At 40.8% G+C, this 16,884-nt stretch carries 15 protein-coding genes, 2 tRNA genes and 1 rRNA gene; 8 read left to right on the top strand and 10 right to left on the bottom strand.

The features are described 5' to 3' along the window. Nucleotides 1-112: 112 nt before the first annotated feature. From NPUN_RS26575 to NPUN_RS26585, 3 genes are all read right to left on the bottom strand, one after another. Nucleotides 113-185: transfer RNA gene (locus NPUN_RS26575), tRNA-Ala, on the bottom strand. Nucleotides 186-267: 82 nt separating this feature from the next. Continuing rightward, nucleotides 268-341, bottom strand: a tRNA-Ile gene (locus tag NPUN_RS26580). Between the two features lie 131 nt (nucleotides 342-472). Further along, a 16S ribosomal RNA gene (locus NPUN_RS26585) occupies nucleotides 473-1,961 on the bottom strand. Nucleotides 1,962-2,276: 315 nt separating this feature from the next. Between NPUN_RS26585 and nadC the strand changes: the two genes are divergently transcribed. Further along, the gene (gene nadC / locus NPUN_RS26590) at nucleotides 2,277-3,143 is read left to right on the top strand and encodes a carboxylating nicotinate-nucleotide diphosphorylase (RefSeq protein WP_012411530.1); all 867 of its coding nucleotides are present in this window, start codon (nucleotides 2,277-2,279) and stop codon (nucleotides 3,141-3,143) included. A 203-nt stretch (nucleotides 3,144-3,346) separates the two neighbouring features. Here nadC and NPUN_RS26595 read toward each other — a convergent pair whose 3' ends face one another. From NPUN_RS26595 to NPUN_RS44255, 5 genes are all read right to left on the bottom strand, one after another. Beyond that, the gene (locus tag NPUN_RS26595) at nucleotides 3,347-5,119 is read right to left on the bottom strand and encodes an ATP-binding protein (protein ID WP_012411531.1); all 1,773 of its coding nucleotides are present in this window, start codon (nucleotides 5,117-5,119) and stop codon (nucleotides 3,347-3,349) included. After that, a complete protein-coding gene (locus NPUN_RS26600; protein WP_012411532.1) occupies nucleotides 5,116-6,174 on the bottom strand; it encodes a phosphate/phosphite/phosphonate ABC transporter substrate-binding protein in 1,059 nt (352 codons plus the stop codon). The genes NPUN_RS26595 and NPUN_RS26600 overlap by 4 nt, the downstream gene beginning before the upstream one ends. Before the next feature lie 404 nt (nucleotides 6,175-6,578). Further along, nucleotides 6,579-7,754 carry a DNA double-strand break repair nuclease NurA gene (locus tag NPUN_RS26605; RefSeq protein WP_012411533.1) on the bottom strand — a complete coding sequence of 392 codons (1,176 nt, stop codon included), beginning with the start codon at nucleotides 7,752-7,754 and terminating at the stop codon, nucleotides 6,579-6,581. A gap of 289 nt (nucleotides 7,755-8,043) precedes the next feature. Next, a complete protein-coding gene (locus NPUN_RS26610; protein ID WP_012411534.1) occupies nucleotides 8,044-8,829 on the bottom strand; it encodes an HAD family hydrolase in 786 nt (261 codons plus the stop codon). A 132-nt stretch (nucleotides 8,830-8,961) separates the two neighbouring features. Beyond that, nucleotides 8,962-9,531 carry a Rieske 2Fe-2S domain-containing protein gene (locus tag NPUN_RS44255; protein ID WP_012411535.1) on the bottom strand — a complete coding sequence of 190 codons (570 nt, stop codon included), beginning with the start codon at nucleotides 9,529-9,531 and terminating at the stop codon, nucleotides 8,962-8,964. Between the two features lie 251 nt (nucleotides 9,532-9,782). On the opposite strand from NPUN_RS44255, the gene NPUN_RS26620 reads away from it, so the two are divergent. The 7 genes from NPUN_RS26620 (at nucleotide 9,783) to NPUN_RS26645 (ending at nucleotide 15,017) form a co-directional block, all read left to right on the top strand. Next, nucleotides 9,783-10,175 carry a hypothetical protein gene (locus NPUN_RS26620; RefSeq protein WP_167315662.1) on the top strand — a complete coding sequence of 131 codons (393 nt, stop codon included), beginning with the start codon at nucleotides 9,783-9,785 and terminating at the stop codon, nucleotides 10,173-10,175. 344 nt (nucleotides 10,176-10,519) lie between these two features. Then, complete coding sequence (locus NPUN_RS26625; RefSeq protein WP_012411537.1) at nucleotides 10,520-10,855, top strand: hypothetical protein; 336 nt, start codon at nucleotides 10,520-10,522, stop codon at nucleotides 10,853-10,855. A 128-nt stretch (nucleotides 10,856-10,983) separates the two neighbouring features. Beyond that, nucleotides 10,984-11,721 (top strand): hypothetical protein, encoded by a 738-nt coding sequence (locus NPUN_RS26630; RefSeq protein WP_012411538.1) that lies wholly within the window; start codon nucleotides 10,984-10,986, stop codon nucleotides 11,719-11,721. Between the two features lie 21 nt (nucleotides 11,722-11,742). Next, nucleotides 11,743-12,411 (top strand): carboxylesterase family protein, encoded by a 669-nt coding sequence (locus NPUN_RS26635; RefSeq protein ID WP_012411539.1) that lies wholly within the window; start codon nucleotides 11,743-11,745, stop codon nucleotides 12,409-12,411. 362 nt (nucleotides 12,412-12,773) lie between these two features. After that, nucleotides 12,774-13,079, top strand: coding sequence for a hypothetical protein (locus tag NPUN_RS41020; protein ID WP_148220359.1), 306 nt, complete (start codon nucleotides 12,774-12,776; stop codon nucleotides 13,077-13,079). 135 nt (nucleotides 13,080-13,214) lie between these two features. Further along, entirely contained in the window at nucleotides 13,215-14,561 is a 1,347-nt protein-coding gene (locus NPUN_RS26640; protein ID WP_012411540.1) for a GTP-binding protein, read from the top strand. 195 nt (nucleotides 14,562-14,756) lie between these two features. After that, the gene (locus NPUN_RS26645; protein ID WP_012411541.1) at nucleotides 14,757-15,017 is read left to right on the top strand and encodes a Calvin cycle protein CP12; all 261 of its coding nucleotides are present in this window, start codon (nucleotides 14,757-14,759) and stop codon (nucleotides 15,015-15,017) included. Here NPUN_RS26645 and NPUN_RS26650 read toward each other — a convergent pair. Together NPUN_RS26650 and NPUN_RS26655 are read right to left on the bottom strand one after the other, a co-directional pair. After that, nucleotides 15,014-15,832 (bottom strand): TlyA family RNA methyltransferase, encoded by an 819-nt coding sequence (locus tag NPUN_RS26650; protein WP_012411542.1) that lies wholly within the window; start codon nucleotides 15,830-15,832, stop codon nucleotides 15,014-15,016. The two genes, NPUN_RS26645 and NPUN_RS26650, sit on opposite strands and share 4 nt — an antisense overlap. A gap of 255 nt (nucleotides 15,833-16,087) precedes the next feature. Then, nucleotides 16,088-16,864, bottom strand: coding sequence for a class II glutamine amidotransferase (locus tag NPUN_RS26655; RefSeq protein WP_012411543.1), 777 nt, complete (start codon nucleotides 16,862-16,864; stop codon nucleotides 16,088-16,090). Between the last annotated feature and the right edge of the window lie 20 nt (nucleotides 16,865-16,884).

Raw genomic sequence — 16,884 nt, forward strand, 5'->3', positions numbered from 1 at the left:
TTTCTATGCAGTTTTCAAGGTTCTGGCTGAGATACAACTCAGCAGTCTGACACTAAAGTCATGTCATGTTGCTGAACTCTCAATATATTTTATCAATGGCAATCACCACAGGTGGAGGTTAGCGGACTCGAACCGCTGACATCCTGCTTGCAAAGCAGGCGCTCTACCAACTGAGCTAAACCCCCAGATACAATTAAAAATTGATAATTAAAAATTAAAAATTTATTTCATTTTCATTTTTAATTTTGCATTTTTAATTGATTCAGGTGGGCCATCCTGGACTCGAACCAGGGACCTCACCCTTATCAGGGGTGCGCTCTAACCACCTGAGCTAATAGCCCCTAAAAGAACCAAATCATAGTTTGAAAGCTTTTTACATTTTGCACATGTCTGCGACCGACCTAGGTTAGACCAACTTACTATCTATTTAACTGTGTGTTTTTCGATATGTAAGGGGTATAGGTCTCCCTAAAAAGGAGGTGATCCAGCCACACCTTCCGGTACGGCTACCTTGTTACGACTTCACCCCAGTCACCAGTCCTGCCTTAGGCATCCTCCTCCCCGAAAGGTTGGAGTAATGACTTCGGGCACTACCAGCTTCCATGGTGTGACGGGCGGTGTGTACAAGGCCCGGGAACGAATTCACTGCAGTATGCTGACCTGCAATTACTAGCGATTCCTCCTTCACGCAGGCGAGTTGCAGCCTGCGATCTGAACTGAGCTCCGGTTTACGGGATTTGCTTGCATTCGCATGCTTGCTGCCCTCTGTCCGGAGCATTGTAGTACGTGTGTAGCCCAAGGCGTAAGGGGCATGCTGACTTGACGTCATCCCCACCTTCCTCCGGTTTGTCACCGGCAGTCTCTCTAGAGTGCCCAACTTAATGCTGGCAACTAAAAACGAGGGTTGCGCTCGTTGCGGGACTTAACCCAACATCTCACGACACGAGCTGACGACAGCCATGCACCACCTGTGTTCGCGCTCCCGAAGGCACTCCCGGCTTTCACCAGGATTCGCGACATGTCAAGCCTTGGTAAGGTTCTTCGCGTTGCATCGAATTAAACCACATACTCCACCGCTTGTGCGGGCCCCCGTCAATTCCTTTGAGTTTCACCGTTGCCGGCGTACTCCCCAGGCGGGATACTTAACGCGTTAGCTACGGCACGGCTCGGGTCGATACAAGCCACGCCTAGTATCCATCGTTTACGGCTAGGACTACTGGGGTATCTAATCCCATTCGCTCCCCTAGCTTTCGTCCCTCAGTGTCAGTTACGGCCTAGCAGAGCGCCTTCGCCACCGGTGTTCTTCCTGATCTCTACGCATTTCACCGCTACACCAGGAATTCCCTCTGCCCCGAACGTACTCTAGCTATGTAGTTTCCACTGCTTGTATCTAGTTGAGCTAGACTCTTTAACAGCAGACTTACATTGCCACCTGCGGACGCTTTACGCCCAATCATTCCGGATAACGCTTGCATCCTCCGTATTACCGCGGCTGCTGGCACGGAGTTAGCCGATGCTTATTCCTCAGGTACCGTCATTGTGTTCTTCCCTGAGAAAAGAGGTTTACGACCCAAGAGCCTTCCTCCCTCACGCGGTATTGCTCCGTCAGGCTTTCGCCCATTGCGGAAAATTCCCCACTGCTGCCTCCCGTAGGAGTCTGGGCCGTGTCTCAGTCCCAGTGTGGCTGATCGTCTTCTCAAACCAGCTACTGATCGTCGCCTAGGTAGTCCATTACACTACCTACTAGCTAATCAGACGCGAGCTCATCTCTAGGCAGTTAACCTTTCACCTCTCGGCACATCCGGTATTAGCCACCGTTTCCAGTGGTTGTCCCAGACCTAGAGCCAGATTCTCACGCGTTACTCACCCGTCCGCCACTGTGTCCGAAGACACCGTTCGACTTGCATGTGTTAAGCATACCGCCAGCGTTCATCCTGAGCCAGGATCAAACTCTCCGTTTTGAATTGGAAAGCTTTATAGCTCAATTTAGCTGCTCTTTTTTAACTTCAGCTTAGTTATCTTTATTTTCTTGACGCAATACACTTGCTGTATAATTGCTTTCAAACTATAATATTTTCAAGGTTCGGTATCCCTTTTTGCAGGTCGCTTTTAAGCTCTCCGCTTCAGGCACTTATTCAATATAGCGAACACTTCTCCTTGTGTCAACTATTTTTCCAAAATTCTTTTGGACTGTTTTTCTATCGGCATCAAAGCCTTAGACTGTAAGAGTTTTAAGCTATAGTATTCCTGGAAGTTACTAAGGAAGCAATACATTTGTGAGCAGTTCTGGTGTTTTACCGCCTTGGCTAGTTTTAGATCCTCTTTTGCGTGGCTGGTTGTTGGAGGATATTGGCCGGGGCGATCGCACAACAAATACGTTACTAGTAGAAGATGTGACGCTAGGTTCAGCTAAATGGATAGCTAAAGCTTCAGGGATAACTGCTGGCTTACCAATTGCAGCTCGGGTGTTTCAGATTTTGAATGAAAAAGTCAGCTTTACGGCGGTTGTAGCTGAAGGTACATGGTGTGAGCCAGGACAGGTGGTAGCTGAAATTGATGGTTCGCTAGATGCGCTACTTATGGGGGAACGAGTTGCTCTCAATTTGGCTATGCGGTTGAGTGGGATTGCTACGCTCACTAATATATATGTAGAGAAAATTGCTGATTTGCCTGCTCAGTTGGTAGATACGCGTAAAACTACACCAGGGTTGAGACTGTTGGAAAAGTATGCGACTGCTGTGGGTGGAGCGATTAATCACCGTATGGGGTTGGATGATGCAGTAATGATTAAGGATAATCACATTGCAGCGGCAGGGGGAATTGAAAAAGCTGTTACCCGTATTCGTTCTCAAATACCTTATCCCTTGACAATAGAGGTAGAGACTGAAAGTTTAGAGCAGGTGAAAGAAGCTTTGCAGCACGACGTTGACATTATTATGTTAGACAATATGCCTGTGGATATGATGCGTGAGGCGGTGCAGTTGATTCGCCAGCAGGATAGTCGGGTGAAAATAGAGGCTTCGGGGAATGTGACTTTAGAGACGATTCGTGGTGTGGCAGAGACTGGTGTTGACTATATTTCTAGCAGTGCGCCAATTACTCAGTCGAAGTGGTTGGATTTGAGTATGAGGATTGTACTTTAGATAAATAAGGCAAATCATCTTACTGCAAAGTGCGTATAGTGTTGCATTCTTTAAGGATAAAATTTTAATAAAAACAATTTATACTACTATTTGATATGCTAAATTATGATATACGAATATCAAGCTACATTCTGAATTTATTTCTTAAACTTAGCATCATCAAATTTACTCATAATTTTCAAGAGGCTGTCAACAGTTATTAATTAATTTATCTGGATTTCTAAGGTTTGCGAATCATTGGACAATTTTAATCCGTTAGAGGCTACTGGTATTGCCACTTGATGCAAAGGAATCTCAATCCAAAATTCGGTTCCTTTGCCTATTTCTGATTCACACTGTAGTACTCCTGAGTGTTTCTGTACGACAATTTGGTAACTAATAGATAAGCCTAAACCTGTTCCTTGACCCACAGGCTTAGTGGTAAAAAATGGATCAAATAGTTTCTTTTTAACCTCTTGGGTCATACCTGGACCATTATCTACAATTCTTACTACTACTCGGTTATCGCTAACAACTTTAGTACTAATTATAATCTTACTAGGATTGCTCTCAATCTCTTGCGGAGAAAGTTTAGCATTGCACATATCAAGAGCATCGATCGCATTATTAATCACGTTCATAAACACTTGATTTAATTGTCCTGCATAGCACTCTACCAGAGGTAGCTTGCCATACTCTTTGATGATTTCAATTTTAGGATGCTCTGGTTTGGCTTTCAATCGATTTTGCAAAATCAGCAGTGTACTATCAATACCTTCATGAATATCAACCTCTTTCATGTCTGCTTCATCTAAATGGGAAAAGGTGCGTAAAGATAAGACAATTTGCTGAATTCGTTTAGATCCCATTTTCATCGAGTTGAGGATTTTAGGCAGGTCATCTAGCATAAATTCTAAATCAATGTCTTCAATCTTTTCCTGAATCTTATGTCCATAATTTGGGAATTCTTTCTGATAGAGACGTACAAGTTCTAACAGTTGTTGAGTATATTCGCTAGCATGAACGATATTGCCAGAGATAAAGTTAACGGGGTTATTAATTTCATGTGCAACCCCTGCCACAAGCTGACCCAGACTAGACATTTTCTCAGTTTGAATCAGTTGGGCTTGAGTACTTTTGAGTTCTTGTAGGGCTTTCTGGAGTTCGGATTCTACCTGTTTGCGTTCAGAAATTTCTAACTCTAGGCGTTGGTTCATTTGGATTAATTCAGTATTTTTCATTAGCGTTTCACGAGATTCAGCTAGCTTCAGTGACATGTAGTTAAATGACTTAGCAAGGTCTTCTACTTCATCCCCGGTCTGAATATCGAGACGGTAATTTAGGTTTCCATCTGCAATTTCTGCGGTTCCTGCTTGTAATTTTTGCAAAGACTTGATGATTGGATGCCAAATCACTATAAATTTTCCAATCAATAGAATTACAATAACTTGTACAACTACGAAGGAGATAATTCTCTGCACTTGATATAGGTTTTCTAATTCATTTTCTACCAATAGGCTCTGCTGATTAGCACGTTCAATTAGCTGACTGAGAAATAACTCAATGTCTCTGTCAAAAGAATTTATAGCTCTAAAATACTGCTGGGAATCTGCTAAAGAAGTGTCGCTGGAATCCCACTGCATTAATTGATTTGCCAACTGGGTAAGAAATTGGTGACGGCGACGAATCACTGAAATTTCTGTAGCATCTGGCATCAAGCGTTCTAATTTATCGAGGGAGTCCAGAAACTGTTTGGAAGACTTGACCATTCCTGTGTCTTGAGTCCTCAGTAAGACAATATCTTTGAGTTCAATAATTTCAGATTTCAAGGCATTTTCCGCAGTTAGAGTAACTTTGAGAGTTTCGGTGGTTTGATTGCTTTTTTCACGGATAGTCTGCTTGATCTGTTGGACAGCTACAGTATTACCAACAAGAAGAGCTACTATCAGTCCGACAGATACAACTGAACCTGTAAAAAACTTTGTGGAGATTTTCATTTTGCCGGAACAGAAATTAAGTTGAGATATTTACGGAGTTGCTCAATAGGGGCGTAATCTGAAGGGCTTACAAGAGTGTATCCGGCTGACTCAGTTCCGATAATATCCTCAAGTCCTTCTGGGCTACTAATAAAAGCCTGCTTTAGTCGCTGGATTAACTCTGGTGGCAGTTTTTTAGACACTACTATTAGGGAATTGGGTATGGGGACAGATTCCCATAGTATTTTAAATTTTTTGGGTGTTAGCTTGCTGCTTTTTTGCCACTTTATGTAAGAAGGAATATTAGTTGCTGCGGCATCAACAATATCATCTTGTAGTGCAATAATGCTTTTGCTATGGCTACCAGCATAAATGACTTGAGAAAAATCTTGATTATAATCAATATCTAGTTTTTTGAAACTTGCTAGTGGTATCAAATAGCCAGAGGTTGATAATTTGTCCACAAAGGCTATCCGCTTACCTTTGAGGTCTTTTAAGGTTTTGATGGGACTGTCTTGTTGCACAATGATACAGGCACGATACCAGGGTTGTCCCGTATATTTATCGATGGGAGCAACTAATGGTTCAACTTTAGCACCCCTGTCTACTGCTTCAAGATAGCTTACAGGACCAAGATAAGCCATGTCTAGCTTATCTTGAATCAGCCAGTCAATGATTTGCTCGTAATCCTTAGCAATCTGGAAATCTACTGAACTTGCGATCGCATCTTGTACTTTCTCGATCTCTAGTTTTTTATGTCTCCCTTGCACCCCTACTATCTGTGATTTAGTATCAACCCGTCGCCCAAGGGATTGCTCCAGGTATTCTTTTAGGGGTTTAATCATTCGTTCTTGCTCTGTCCGATTTTGGATAGGTAGCACCCCAATTTTTAAAGTCGATAAGTTTTGTTTATTATTGGCTGAAACACTATCGACAATAGGCTGATTATTTTCAGATATTTTTCCAGCACAGCCTGGACTTAGTAGGGTTATGATTACCACTAAAATCAGAACTCTACTTTTACGTAATAAACGATATCTACTAATGAGCCACGGTGCTACTAAGCATTTCTCCATAAAATTGAATTTAAATATAGACGTAATCAACTGAATATTACGGTAAAGAAATATAGCTTGTTTTATCCTAAGTAGGCTAACTGCTATTAACTTCACTCTCTGTTAAATATAGGTTTCCCAAAAAAACTATAAAGTAAACATTTATATTTTAAATTCCGATAATAAATGTTATGTAAATTAATTAATGGTTTAATATGTTCTCATCCTTAAACAGTGAGTACTCGCTTAATAATTTTCTATCAGCATGAAAAAAGTATTGGAGTTAGGTTGAGGATTTTTGAACTTAATACAACCAGGAATATTTTAGTTGTTTTTTGTTATTTAACCTAACTCCAATATTGATTTAAATATATAAAAATAAAGTTTTTAAGAAAAAGTTAATTTGCTTAAATTGCGAGTAATTATTAAGCAATACTCCCACGCTTTCTGGCTTCTTTGTAGGAAGTCCCGACATTTTTTAAGCCAGCTTTAATCATTTGTTGTTCTAGGAGGGCAAAGAAACGCGCTCTATCCCCGCCTTTTACCACTGCTTGATTATGCGCTTCGGCGATCGCTACTGGATAGCCATATCCTTTTTGTACTTGTGCTAGCATGAGTCCTAATGCTTGCTCTAGCATGGTTGCATTCTCCGCTACCCATGCTGGAACTTCGATTCGGGCGATTTCAGTGCCAACGTGGACATAGCAAAAATAAATGGTTTGATCGCCGTAGAGTTCGAGAATTGGGGAATTACTCCGCCAAAGGGTACTACGTTGTCCTGGTTTGAGTCGGGTTGCCCAAACAGAAGTATCTCGCAACTGTTCAAAAATTTTACAAGGTACTTTTTCTAGCTGATTTGGGCAATGACTTTTACAGTCTGGCACTGGATGAGGACAAGCCAACAATCGTAAAAAGTTCATTGTTTCAATGCTGCGAGAGGCGCTAAGATAACCCATCAGGGGAATTTGAGCATCACGCATTTGCTGCCAAGCTTCCAGGATCGGGGGTAAAATGCGATCGCGCGCCTCCATCGGTAACTGTTCTAAAAACCAGTAAATTAAAGAACCATCTACCATCGCCAATGCTGGTGCTTCCCCTTTAGCTGCACATGCAAGTTCTGCTAAAACCGTTGTTTCTGATGCAGTGCGGCGGAAACTCATCCATTCTTCGGTTCTAATTCCCCACTGCCGAGACATATATAAATCTTCTGGGCGGTAAAATACTTCTGGCAAACTATCGAGTAGCGGATGGCGGTTTTGTCCGTAGTGTAAGACGACTCTGCCAATATTGAGGAGATAACAGTAAGCAATTTCGTGATGGTTGGGGGCAATTTGGGAACCATCGGTAGCAATTACAGTATGAATTTTTGGCGGAACTGAGATATCGATGGAGGTTTCTAGCGGCTCAATTGGGGTAGCATTAGCAAATAAAATGCGATCGCGCCATTTTTCTTGGCGATCTATTAGGTCTTGTTGAGACTCATAAGCATTTTTTAGATGTTGTTGTGCCAATTCTAAACGCTGGCGACTGGCAGCAGCTTCTAAGGTAAGATGCTGACTTAAGCCCTGCATTTGTCGCGCCAGTTTTGTTAAATCAAGCATAAAGGTAAGTAATAAATTATAAATTAGGAGTGATAAATTAGTAGTTTTAGTAATTCATTATGATTTATCTACATCTTTTAAATATCTCGCTCTATTGCCATTTTGCTAAAAAATTAAAATAATTCGTAATTGATTATTACGCTTTAATACCTGCTAATGTAATTCGTAATAAAAGTAAGTTGGGATTTAGACCACTTACAAATTACGAATTACGTAAAGCCTGCGGCATAGCTTTGCTTAGAGCGTAGCGGTAGCGAGCCCGCGAGCGTCATTACGAATTACGAATTAGTTAAAGCCAAGCAGAAAAATCTCTGGCAAACTGAGACAGTGATAACACCTGAATTTGCAGATCATTTTGAGCCGCTTCTCTTTCTGCTTGAGTGTTATAGCCCCAGTCTGCAAGGAACAGTTTCACATCTTCAAGGTCTGTTTGCTGTTGGACTAACTGCAATGTTTTGAGTCTATCTTCTACAAACCAGAGACTAACTGGCTTGTTTTCTGCTTGTTGTTTTAATTCTCGCAAAATTTCATATTTGGGACGCTTGACTTCTTTGCCAAAAATTGCTGCTGTCGGTAAATTAACTCCTTCTTGTTGGAGCAACTGCTGTACAAAACGTCCCTCTTTAGTGGTTACAATGTATAGCTTAACTCCACTGTCAAGAGTTAATTTGATTTTTTCTACTACACCCGGATAAAATCTATGCAGACTTAGCCAACCGTCTAAATCCGTGGTAATCCATTCGTCACGTTGGTTATCTAGTTTCGCAGCAATTTCTCTTGCTTGTAACTTGTCATTTAACAAAAGTTGTGGGGCGATGCTTAACCATTCATGAAAAATTTTTTCATCAGGAATTCCATCTACTAGCGCTTTGATTAAAACGGGCATTTCCCAACCCGTCTCAATTACGGGGCGTAGGCGATAGAATCTCAAAGCTAAATCATCGCCTGGCGTGTCGTTAGCTGGCGACCAAATTTCACAGTAGGTACGCCACGCTACCTCAAAATATTCAATTAGTCCGTCGCAAATCACTCCATCAAAGTCCAGGGCTAAAATCGTGGGACTACTTGCGGTCATTGTTTTGAGGATTAAAACTGCTGTTGTCAGCTTACCCGACAAATTTAAATTATGCAGTAATTTTTGTTAGTCTTTTAGAATTTCTAACTTGCTCAAAAACTATGGTGGCATTTCTAATTTGATACTGGTGAGTTAACGAGGATCTACGGCAGGTTTATGAGCAACTAAACGAACTTGATTTTGCTTGACTACTACAGTGAGCAGTGGTAAAGAACGCTTTGCTGGGCCATGAAGGACTCGGCCCTGAGAATCATATTGAGATCCATGACAAGGACAAATAAAGTGATTCTTCTCAAGATCCCACTCAACTGTACATCCTAAATGGGTACAAGTTGGATTGATAGCATACTCAGCAATCTTTGGCCCGTCTTGAATGATGAGATAATCAACGCTATTGTCTGGCAAGCCTTTTACGAGAATTGGAATTCCAGACTTTGCAGTTGTTAATAGTGCATTAGTTTCGATTTGCTTACCGTCTTTGTCTAGTGCAACAGATCCGGGAAGGTAATTTTCACAGCGCGAATTTTTTGGATAAAGGGAACAAAGGGTTTCTAGGCTGATCTCACGACCTTGGCTGACTTTGGGAAATAGATATGCGATCGCTACTGATGCAGCTGTACCACCTAGTGTGTAAGTTAAAAAATCCCGGCGCGTTTTTATTCTAGCTGGAATTTTGCCATTAGTAAAAGAATTTTCTTTCATGACCCGGTTTACCAAGAGAGGTCTACTAATATACTACGGTGCGATCGCTCTCATCAAAAATCAGATCGTCATCTTTGTCATATTTATTCTTATAGGTTGGGAATTATATGTATAGAATTTAATTGATAAAAGATGTTATGCGCTCGCAACATGAACCACAAGTTTTTTCTGCTGTCATTAAAAATTCAATAATGCAAGGAGATATTTTATGTGAAACATCTAATAATTATCTGATAACCAAAACTTCTCTGATGCCCGATCTTTCCTGGGACAATCTTCGTATTCCAGAAATTAGCATTTATGGAATGACTATTATAGGTTTTCCTCATCTCCGAAAAGAGACTTACGATAATTGGATATCCATCAACAACCAACCTTCATTTTTAACTCCATTGATGACAAATCTTCAGATCAATCTGGTTTCTAAGGAAGAGTTGAAAAAACTTGAAAAGAGGACTGATTATTTATGGTCTACGATATATACTTTGACTCGTCCAGGATTTTCTCAAGATTTTTCCCAGGCATTAATTCAAATAACTGGCTATTGTGCAGCAATTCCATGTAGCTATGGGAATTTGCTGTATTTGGAAGGCACTGGCGAACAATGGCAAGTCAAGTCATCCTATGGTCTGTATAATCAATAGAAAAAATCTATTTTTGATTCATGCTTGGCATTAAAATTCTATGTTTGGGCAATTACTCAAAAAATTAGTCCCATATTAACTTTACTATGATTCAATTGGCGCAAAGGGAAGTGATGGAGATTCGTACATCAAAATCATGAAAGCCAATACCCGGAATTTTATAAAGTATTGAGAAAAATATCCACAATTTAAACCAAAGAAGTAAATTTATCTGAGCGAATATCTAACCTAAGAGGTGTTTCGCTCAAATTTAGCCTCAAAGTCTCTCCAGAGAAAGAACTCTTTATCCCTTCACTTTTTTAAAATGTTATTAGGAAAACTACATCGTTTAAGACCTGAAAACCATGACTGAGAATAATCAAGAAAATCAAATTAATCAACCAGTAAGTGAAGATTGGCATTCTCGTGAAGAACCCAATGTCAAAGAAAGAAACTTAACCGCAAATCCGGGAGATAGAATTGCTGATGAGTCTCAACCTGTTGAAGAAAAGGCTAAACAGGTTGCTGTTGATGATGTCCCAGACATTACAGGTGACAAAATTACAGTCCCGACTTACTTCGTTGTAGATGAACCCGACGGTGAAAAGAAGGCACTACACCATGTTAAAGATGCTGAAGAGATTTCTGACGTAATTCGGCAAGCACGAGTAGACGAAAATGGAAATCGAGTTTGGTGGTAGTCGTTTATTGAAGAGAGACGGGGACACGGAGAGTTGTTTCTTTGTGTCCTCGTATCTGTCTTGTTTGCTCAAGTGGCTCTATTAATGACGCACTCAGAATCTGGAAATGTTACTTAGGATAAAGGCTAATGGCAAATGTAACAAGTAGCAAAGAATTAATATATTGGAGTACATCAAAAATTAAAAATCAAATTTTAGAACTTGTTAAAAATCGCAATGTAGAACCGTTAAAAACCAAAGTAGAATTTTATAAAAATGAATTAGCACTATATTTTACAGAGTTAAGCCGACGTAATCCCTTTAGTAAGGTTGCAGATCAAGTGGCGATCGTTACGGGAGTATGGGTACCAATATGGTCTACTATACCTTTTCAAGATATTTTACCTGGTAGGATACACGAGCAGTCTTACCAAATTTTCCATAATGATGGTTACTATGCAAATATTGCCCGTTATGCACCAGGACATCAGTCTGGTTTTTGGAAAAAAATTGCATCCAAACTACCAGCTTATGACTTAATGTTGTTGCAAAAATATTCAGTTAGAGATGAGCAGTGGGATATTAAAAATGTTGGGATATTCCAAGCATTGAAAAATAGAGAAATTTCGTTGACAATTGACTGTGCAGACGAATGGTTTACGACAACAATTAAATCTAAATTGAAGAAGACATCACCAAACATAGATTTACAGCCAGAACTTTTATTAAAAGATATGGACAGGAATACTGTCAAAAAATTTGAAAAAGTTTACTTAGCTACTTCTTTTTTAGAGCATATATATATAGATAATGACTTTCGTTTAGTTAAGAGTCAACGAGAAGCAACACAGCGACCAAGTTATACAATAGCTATTCGTAGACGTTAAACTAAGAAAATTTTTAATTTTATGCCGTCACTACAACAACAAGTTACTTCTACCGACAGTTATAATTACTTACTATTCTTGCCCAATGGACTGCACCCAAATGGGAGCCGCAACGAAACACAAGAGCCACTTTTACCAACAATTGTATCTTTACACGGTTCGGGTGAGCGAGGCTCTTACTTAAATCATGTGAAAAAGCACGGTGTCGCCAAGGTTGTAGAACAACAGCCAGATTTTCCCTTCATTGTCATTTCTCCCCAATGTCCGCGCGGTGAATATTGGAATATAGAGCGATTAAGCACCCTTCTGGATGAGGTTATTGCATCCTATCCTGTTGATCCAGATCGGGTTTACCTGACCGGTTTAAGCATGGGTGGTTACGGAACCTGGCATTTAGCAGCAGCGCAGCCAGAACGATTTGCTGCGATCGCGCCTATCTGTGGCGGTGGTAATCCAGCCCAAGCACATAAGCTGAAAAACCTTCCTGTGTGGGCATTTCATGGAGCAAAAGATAATGTCGTTCCCTCAAGCGAGTCCGAAATCATGGTTTCTGCACTCAAAGCCCACGATGGGAATGTGAAATTTACAGTTTATCCAGAAGCCGATCACGACTCATGGACGCAGACATACAATAATCCAGAGTTGTATGAGTGGTTTCTACAGTATCGACGACAGCCGACTTTAGATTAAAGATATTTTTTTCTGCATTTGAATACATCTCTAAATTAAAATCGCAATACAATCATTCAATTAGTTAGACTTGCTAGGATTTACGCAAGAGCTATTGCCCTAACTTCAACATATTTTCATCAAAAATATTTTTTAGCGCCCAAAGATTAAAACTTCTAACAAGTCACCACTTGCACCTTTGACATCAGAGTATATAACTTCAATAATGTTCTTACGTACAAATCCGTAGTCATATAGGATTCTTATTTCATTTTTGCCAAATATACTGAGAACTAGAAACATATCTAGCTAGCTCTTAGTCAGTTTTGCTTTGAAAAATCAAATGGGATTGCTATACGAATTGGCATTAATAGGGTTGCATTATGCTTTTCTCGAATTCAAAAACTAACTTAAAAACTCGCCAAAAAAATAATAAAATAGGTACAGTTTTTTGGACTCATACTAACGTTGTGCTACTCACTGGATATTTAATAATTTTACCAATTTGTACATTGACAACTTTATCCTTATTATTGCCCTTATTGACTGCTAGTTTATTCGCTTCCATTGGAACCTCGCACTACTCTACATCGATTCCTTGGATAGATGATGCCTCTGAATGTGAATATACAGGGAGAAACTGGCGCGATCGCAAGTGTTGGGATAATCAACACGATCCGATGTTCTAAATGGATATTCCACAAAGAGGTGTGTAAATAATTAGAACAATTGCTTAATTTGACAAAACAGGCTATCAGTCTTGAAATTAGATCAAAATGGATATGTAGCCTGTTGTTTGTCAAATCTTGAATCAACCTAACTTTGTGCGAAATCTGCAAGAAACTCATTTAAATCGTGCCCGCGCTAGTCTCAGACAAGCACTGTCTTGGTATGGATATCTCCGCAAATCAGGACAGTTGTCATCTAACCCGGAATTGGCAGGTTTGTTAAAACCGGAATTGGAAGCTTTGAACTCTACACTCAACAAGCTGGACTCTAACGTGATTAGAATTGCCGCTTTTGGTTTGGTGAGTCGCGGTAAGTCAGCAGTTTTAAATGCTTTACTGGGAGACAAAATTTTGCAAACTGGGCCCCTAAATGGTGTCACTCAATGGCCCCGTTCGGTGCGTTGGCAGCCAGGAGGTAAGGTACTAGTAGAGTTAATTGATACCCCAGGATTAGATGAAATTGAGGGTGAGTCACGGGCGGATATGGCACGAGAAGTTGTGCATCAGGCGGATTTGATTTTGTTTGTCGTGTCTGGTGATATCACGCGCACTGAGTATCAGGCATTGCTAGAATTGCGGCGATCGCAAAAACCCCTGATCTTAGTATTTAACAAAATCGACCTTTACCCAGATACAGACCGGGGAGCGATTTACCAAAATTTGCAACAATTGGGTGCTGGGCATCCTGAAGCAAAGCCTCTATTAACTGATGAAATTGTCATGATGGCGGCGGAACCAGCAGCAATGGAAGTGCGGGTTGAGTGGCCTGATGGGCGTGTCAGTTATGAATGGGAGACACCACCACCGCAAGTAGACGAACTCAAAGAAACAATTCTGAACATTCTGAATCGGGAAGGGCGATCGCTTCTGGCTTTAAATGCCCTCATCCAAGCACGGGATGCAGAAACCGCGATCGCTCAAAAAACCATCGATTTACGCGAACAAGAAGCTGAAAATATCATTTGGCAATTTACCAAATACAAAGCTTTGGCAGTAATGCTCAATCCCATCGCTTTCTTAGATATCCTTGGCGGAACTGTTGCCGATTTAGCTTTAATTCGCGCTCTAGCTAGATTATATGGTTTGCCGATGACTAGCTATGAAGCCGGAAAAATTTTAAAAACGATTTTATTTAGTTCTGGTGGCTTGCTACTGGGGGAACTAGGTAGTAGTTTTATTTTGGGCTTAGGTAAAACTACTGCTGCAATAACCAGTGCTGACAATCCCAGCAATATTAGTGCTTTTGCTGGGAGTGCGATCGCTCAAGCTGGTATCGCTGGTTATGGTGCATACTCCGTTGGCAAAGCCGCTCAGGTGTATCTCGAAAAAGGCTGCACTTGGGGACAGTTGGGCGCTAGCAGTGTAATTCAAGAAATTCTCTCTCAAGTCGATCAGAATACAATTCTGTATCGTTTGCGACAAGAGCTAGGCATAAAATATTGAGAATAAATAAATTCTATTAAGCATTTGTTACCGTTTACAAGTGTTTATGAACTTCTATCAAGCTCTTCTGACAATTGACTGACATTTCGAATTTGGGATGCAAGATTGAGGGAACAGGTTACAGGGAAAAGGTTATAGAAAAAACTATCCTCTATCCCCTAATATCTATCTGCGTAAATTAAAGGTGAAAGGATCATGACAACTACCCTAAACTCATTTGAAACTGCTGGTGCAGCAAATCTTGAAGAAGCTATTACTGAAGCCATTACTGAAGCTCGCACAACTTGTGAGCTAAATGGCAGCGATTCTGCTAATTGTGCCGTAGCCTGGGACATTGTGGAAGAATTGCAAGCTGAGAAATCCGATCAACAGCAAGCAAAAGCAAAGAAAAACTCTTTAGAAAACTATTGCGATCGCCATCCAGCTTCCGTAGAATGTCTAATCTACGACGTTTAACTTTTCCGTAAATCAGTTGTTGCTGATTGCGTTATTTGCTTAATCGCCTCTAAATCAGGTAATGGTATTTCACTTTCCATTGCCAACCACAAAAGATATTCGATATTCCCAGCCGGGCCAGTGATCGGCGACCAAGTTAAGCCTTTATATTTCCATCCTAATCCGTGGGCTACTTGTAACACCTGGAAAATAGCATCAGCTTGGTCGTTTGGATCTCGCACAACACCTTTTTTACCCACACGGGATCTGCCGACTTCAAACTGTGGCTTGACTAACAATACAGCTTCTCGGTTAGCTTGAGTTAGTTGCCACAAAGCAGGCAGAATCTTAGTTAAAGAAATAAACGATACATCAACCACCGCCAAATCAGGAATCGGATCGTTTTCGCTATATAACTCATCTGGTCGTAGTTGGCGTAAATTGGTACGTTCTCGCAAAATCACCCGCGAATCATTTCGCAACCGCCAGTCAACTTGTCCGTAACCGACATCAATGCCGTAAACTTGTTTTGCTCCAGCTTGCAAGAGACAATCAGTAAAACCACCTGTAGAAATCCCACCATCTAAACAAATACGCTCTGCTACAGGGATGGCAAATACTGACAAAGCTTTGGAGAGTTTTTCACCGCCTCTAGAAACAAAAGGCGATCGCTCTTTAATATTTATTTGAGCCGAAATATCAACTTCAGTACCAGGCTTATCAACTAGCTGCTGATTAACAGTCACTTCCCCCGCCTGAATTAACCTTTGTGCCAAGGCGCGAGAAGAACATAAATTTAGCTCTACTAATAGTGTGTCGAGTCGCTGTTTAGCCAATTAACTAGACTCTCCTGGTGAGATTAAAACCAAAGCACTTGAAAATCCAGCTAGAAACATCTTACTGCAAGGATTGGGTACGGTAGTCAATACCAAAACCTCTACGAAGCTTGAGGATTTGACACTTTCAGCTTTAGAGAGACTGAGTTTCCCGTATCCCGTATATTACTATGGAAAACAAAACCCATCTAGAAAGTATCTAAATGGGAAAATTTTTGGTGAATTTTTGAATTCGCCAACAGGACGCATTTTTAGCTAAATACATATTTTCAGGGGCTGCCCATCCTGAAAAACTAGTAATTCTCCCGGTTGGATTTTTGTCCAAACTTCGTTGTCTGTGAGGGGAGTCGTAGCAATGACAGCAACGCGATCGCGTTCGGTAGTCACTTCCCGAAAATCTACGGTCATGTCTTGATCGATCAAATGGGCAGCTGCAAAGGGCGCTTGACGGACAATGTAGCTGAGGTTAGTTGAACAATAAGCAAAAAAGTGTTCTCCATCAGATAATAAGTAATTGAATATACCTATTTTTGCAATTGCATCACTAATTTGTTTTAGTACAGGGTACAGTTTCTTGATGTCAGGCTTACCATCGGGAAAGCGCGATCGCAATGTTTCTAGCATCATACAGAATGCTTTTTCACTATCTGTATCACCTACAGCTTGATAAAAGCCCAAATTTTCTGGATCAAAATTTGGCAAATTACCGTTGTGAGCAAATACCCAATACTGACCCCACAATTCTCTACGGAAAGGATGGCAGTTGTGTAAGGCAACTTCACCCTGAGTAGCTTTACGGATATGGGCTATGACATGGGTTGAATGGATGGGATAACTCCGCACCAACTCCGCTACTGGAGAAGCAACAGAAGGTTGGGCATCTAAAAACATCCGACATCCCTTCCCTTCAAAGAAAGCAATGCCCCAACCATCGCTATGATCATCCGTTTTTCCTCCCCGTGCAGAAAACCCTTCAAAAGAAAAGCAAATATCCGTTGGAACATTGCAATTCATTCCGAGCAATTGGCACATGAATGTTGCACTCTAAATTT

It is taken from the genome of Nostoc punctiforme PCC 73102 (assembly GCF_000020025.1).
Lineage (GTDB): Bacteria > Cyanobacteriota > Cyanobacteriia > Cyanobacteriales > Nostocaceae > Nostoc > Nostoc punctiforme.